Source organism: Neisseria sp. HMSC070F02 (assembly GCF_001814225.1).
GTDB lineage: Bacteria > Pseudomonadota > Gammaproteobacteria > Burkholderiales > Neisseriaceae > Neisseria > Neisseria meningitidis.
This window is the reverse complement of sequence record NZ_KV815498.1, coordinates 1-5,059: the sequence shown is the minus strand read 5'-3', so window position 1 is coordinate 5,059 and position 5,059 is coordinate 1. Positions and strand designations below refer to the sequence as shown.

Genomic DNA, 5,059 nt, shown 5'->3' with positions numbered 1-5,059 from the left:
TTGGGCTTATTCAAATTAGGGACACGCCCTAGTACAGCCCCAAGTTTTTATATAAAAACAGTTTGGTAAGTTCTCTTCGTGAAGTGCTTATGTTTTGCCACAAAAGTTCCATAATCATGGCGGCATCACCCAAGCTCCATCTTTCCAAGAAAATGGCATCTTTGTTGTGGTTGAAAACCGACAAACTCCTCTTTTTTCGATTTGGCCCTGCCTGAATCGATGGCTTCCCGTGCGGCAGATATGCCGTCTGAAAGCGAAGCAGCGACATTTCCGGCATACAGGGCGGCGGCGGTGTTGAGCAATACGATATCGCGCGCAGCCCCTTCTCTTCCTTCCAGCACCTCATTCATTTTCAACAAAGATTCCTGAGTATTGGCAACTTTGATTTCATCCAAATTGCGGCGGGTTTCGATACCGAAATCTTCTGGGCGGATGTCGTATTCGCTGATTTTTCCGTCTTTGAGCTCGGCAACGCGTGTTTTGCCCGTCAGTGTAATTTCATCCAAACCGCCCTCCCCGCAAACAACCAAAACGTGTTTTGAACCAAGTTGTTGCAAGACCCGCGACAAAATGCCACACAAATCGGTGTGGAACACGCCCAAAAGCTGGTTCGGCGCGCCCGCAGGATTCGTTAACGGACCCAATATGTTGAAAATACTTCGGAAACCGAGCGAACGGCGTACAGGGGCGACATGGCGCATGGCACTGTGGTGATTGGGCGCGAACATAAACCCGATGCCGGTCTGCCTGATACTTTGGGCAACCTGTTCGGGAGTCAGGTTGAGGTTTGCGCCCATCTGCTCCACCACGTCAGCCGCACCGCTGGAGGAAGAGACCGACCGGCCTCCGTGTTTGGCAACCTTCGCGCCTGCCGCTGCGGCAACAAACATCGAAGTCGTCGAAATATTGAAGGTTTTCGCGCCATCCCCGCCCGTACCGACGATATCGACCAGCCCCTCTGCATTCTCCAGCGGCACTTTTGTCGCAAACTCGCGCATGACGGCTGCAGCTGCGGTAATTTCGGAAACGGTTTCAACCTTGATACGCAATCCTGTCAAAATCGCCGCAATTTGTTCGGGCGGCACTTTTCCGCTCATCATTTGGCGCATCAAGTCGGTCATTTCATCGTAAAACAACTCATTATTGCTGATTAATCGTTCAATAGCCTGTTGCGGTGTAATCATTTTTTGTCCTCCGTTCAATATTCGGACGAAAATGCCGTCTGAAGGGCTTCAGACGGCATCGCGTCAGATTTTTTGCGGTTTGAAGTTTTGAAATTCGATTAAAAAATTGTTCAACATATCATGTCCGTGTTCGGTCAGCAGAGCTTCAGGGTGGAATTGTACCCCCTCAACAGCATATTCCTTATGGCGCACACCCATAATCTCGCCGTCCTCAGTCCAAGCCGTTACTTCCAAACATTCGGGCATCGTATTCCGATCGATAACGAGGCTGTGATAACGCGTACAGGTAACCGGATTGGGCAAACCTTTAAACATACCCTTGCCCGAATGGGACACGGGCGACACCTTACCGTGCATCAGCGTTTTGGCGCGGACTATCCTGCCGCCGAACGCCTCGCCTATCGTCTGATGCCCGAGGCACACGCCCATAATCGGCAGCCGGCCGGCAAAATGGCGCATCGCCGCCACGGAAATCCCCGCTTCTTTGGGCGAACACGGACCGGGTCCGATAACGAGATATTGCGGATTCAATGCCTCGATTTCTTCCAACGTAATATCATCGTTGCGGCGCACGGCGACTTCCTGCCCCAATTCAGCGAAATACTGGACGATGTTGTAAGTAAAACTGTCGTAATTGTCGATAAACAAAAGCATTTTGTGATTAACCTATTGATTTATAATTTGTTTGTTATTAACTGCATTTCCGATACCCCCATCCATACCCTCTTATATCTTAGCGTGCCCGATGCGCCCTCGTGAACCTAGCGCAGAGCCTCGCGTTCTGACAAGTACGCCATTTTGCCACCTTTTCGACCGTTCGGGAACGTACCGTTTTTATGCACTCATAAATTTTGGTTATCCCGCAACCGAACATAGTGGGCAAACATAGCGGAATCTGCGTCAACATCAACCGCGCCCCCGAATGACGGCGGATACAAATGGACACCGCCCGATGCCGCAACCGTTTCATTTGAAAAACTTTTGCCTATGCCCTCTGAGTGTTCTCAAAATCTTATGATATAAAAAATGTAATGTTATATAATAACAAACTTTTGAAATACGACGGGAAGCCAAAATGGCACAAACCACACTCAAACCTATTGTTTTATCAATTCTTTTAATCAACACACCCCTCCTCGCCCAAGCGCATGAAACCGATCGGTCGGTGGATTTGGAAACGGTCAGCGTCGTCGGCAAAAGCCGTCCGCGCGCGACTTCGGGGCTGCTGCACACTTCTACCGCCTCCGACAAAATCATCTCCGGCGATACCTTGCACCAAAAAGCTGTCAACTTGGGCGATGCTTTAGACGGCGTACCTGGCATCCACGCTTCGCAATACGGCGGCGGCGCGTCCGCTCCCGTTATTCGCGGTCAAACAGGCAGGCGGATTAAGGTTTTGAACCATCACGGCGAAACAGGCGATATGGCGGATTTTTCGCCCGATCACGCCATTATGGTAGATACCGCCTTGTCGCAACAGGTTGAAATCCTGCGCGGTCCGGTTACGCTCTTGTACAGCTCAGGCAATGTAGCCGGTTTGGTCGATGTTGCCGACGGCAAAATCCCCGAAAAAATGCCTGAAAACGGCGTATCGGGCGAACTCGGATTGCGTTTGAGCAGCGGCAATCTGGAAAAACTCACGTCCGGCGGCATCAATATCGGTTTGGGCAAAAACTTTGTATTGCACACGGAAGGCTTGTACCGCAAATCGGGCGATTACGCCGTACCGCGTTACCGCAATCTGAAACGCCTGCCCGACAGCCACGCCGATTCGCAAACGGGCAGCATCGGGCTGTCTTGGGTTGGCGAAAAAGGCTTTATCGGCGCAGCATACAGCGACCGTCGCGACCAATATGGTCTGCCTGCCCACAGCCACGAATACGATGATTGCCACGCCGACATCATCTGGCAAAAGAGTTTGATTAACAAACGCTATTTGCAGCTTTATCCGCACCTGTTGACCGAAGAAGACATCGATTACGACAATCCGGGCTTGAGCTGCGGCTTTCACGACGACGATGATGCACACGCCCATGCCCACAACGGCAAACCTTGGATAGACCTGCGCAACAAACGCTACGAACTCCGCGCCGAATGGAAGCAACCGTTCCCCGGTTTTGAAGCCCTGCGCGTACACCTGAACCGCAACGACTACCGCCACGACGAAAAAGCAGGCGATGCAGTAGAAAACTTTTTTAACAACCAAACGCAAAACGCCCGTATCGAGTTGCGCCACCAACCCATAGGCCGTCTGAAAGGCAGCTGGGGCGTGCAATATTTACAACAAAAATCCAGTGCTTTATCTGCCACATCCGAAGCGGTCAAACAACCGATGCTGCTTGACAATAAAGTGCAACATTACAGCTTTTTCGGTGTAGAACAGGCAAACTGGGACAACTTCACGCTTGAAGGCGGCGTACGCGTGGAAAAACAAAAAGCCTCCATCCGCTACGACAAAGCATTGATTGATCGGGAAAACTACTACAACCATCCCCTGCCCGACCTCGGCGCGCACCGCCAAACCGCCCGCTCATTCGCACTTTCGGGCAACTGGTATTTCACGCCACAACACAAACTCAGCCTGACCGCCTCCCATCAGGAACGCCTGCCGTCAACGCAAGAGCTGTACGCACACGGCAAACACGTCGCCACCAACACCTTTGAAGTCGGCAACAAACACCTCAACAAAGAGCGTTCCAACAATATCGAACTCGCGCTGGGCTACGAAGGCGACCGCTGGCAATACAATCTGGCACTCTACCGCAACCGCTTCGGCAACTACATTTACGCCCAAACCTTAAACGACGGACGCGGCCCCAAATCCATCGAAGACGACAGCGAAATGAAGCTCGTGCGCTACAACCAATCCGGTGCGGACTTCTACGGCGCGGAAGGCGAAATCTACTTCAAACCGACACCGCGCTACCGCATCGGCGTTTCCGGCGACTATGTACGAGGCCGTCTGAAAAACCTGCCGTCCCTACCCGGCAGGGAAGATGCCTACGGCAACCGTCCTTTCATCGCGCAGGACGACCAAAACGCCCCTCGCGTTCCGGCTGCGCGCCTCGGCTTCCACCTGAAAGCCTCGCTGACCGACCGCATCGATGCCAATTTGGACTACTACCGCGTGTTTGCCCAAAACAAACTCGCCCGCTACGAAACGCGCACGCCCGGACACCATATGCTCAACCTCGGCGCAAACTACCGCCGCAATACGCGCTATGGCGAGTGGAATTGGTACGTCAAAGCCGACAACCTGCTCAACCAATCCGTTTACGCCCACAGCAGCTTCCTCTCTGATACGCCGCAAATGGGTCGCAGCTTTACCGGCGGCGTAAACGTGAAGTTTTAAAATCGGACAGGCAAACAAAAAAGGTTTTCAGACGGCATTCTGAAAACCTTTTTTCTTTTTAATCAATTTGTTAGGAAATATGGCAAAGACAAAGAACAAACCACTATGCCATCATTCCCATTTTCTTTGTTTCATCATTCTTGCTTTCACGCCGTCATTCTCGCAAAAGCAGAAAAATCAAAAGCAGAAACCCATCATTCCCGCGCAGGCGAGAATCCAATTCATTCGGTTTCAGCCGTTTCCGATAAATCGCCTTAGCATTTGGGTTCTAGATTCCCACTTTCGTGGGAATGACGGCGTAAAGGTTTCTGTTTTTTAAGTTTTAGGTAACTAATAAGTCGTCATTCCCGCGCAGGCGGGAATCCAATTCGTTCGGTTTCAGCCGTTTCCGATAAATCGCCTTAGCATTTGGGTTCTAGATTCCCACTTTCGTGGGAATGACGCGGAAAGGTTTCTGTTTTTTTTAAGTTTTAGGTAACTAATGTGCCATCATTCCCGCGCAGGCGGGAATCCAATTCGTTCG

At 51.4% G+C, this 5,059-nt stretch carries 3 protein-coding genes; 1 reads left to right on the top strand and 2 read right to left on the bottom strand.

What is annotated here, in order from left to right:
• Positions 1 to 125: 125 nt before the first annotated feature.
• On the bottom strand, positions 126 to 1,184 hold the full coding sequence (gene trpD, locus HMPREF2959_RS10190) for an anthranilate phosphoribosyltransferase (protein ID WP_002221103.1): 1,059 nt from the start codon (positions 1,182 to 1,184) through the stop codon (positions 126 to 128).
• Positions 1,185 to 1,247: 63 nt separating this feature from the next.
• A complete protein-coding gene (locus HMPREF2959_RS10185) occupies positions 1,248 to 1,838 on the bottom strand; it encodes an aminodeoxychorismate/anthranilate synthase component II (protein ID WP_002213729.1) in 591 nt (196 codons plus the stop codon).
• Positions 1,839 to 2,259: 421 nt separating this feature from the next.
• Between HMPREF2959_RS10185 and znuD the strand changes: the two genes are divergently transcribed.
• Positions 2,260 to 4,536, top strand: a complete 2,277-nt coding sequence (gene znuD / locus HMPREF2959_RS10180) for a TonB-dependent zinc receptor ZnuD (protein WP_002238498.1) — start codon at positions 2,260 to 2,262, stop codon at positions 4,534 to 4,536.
• Positions 4,537 to 5,059 lie beyond the last annotated feature (523 nt).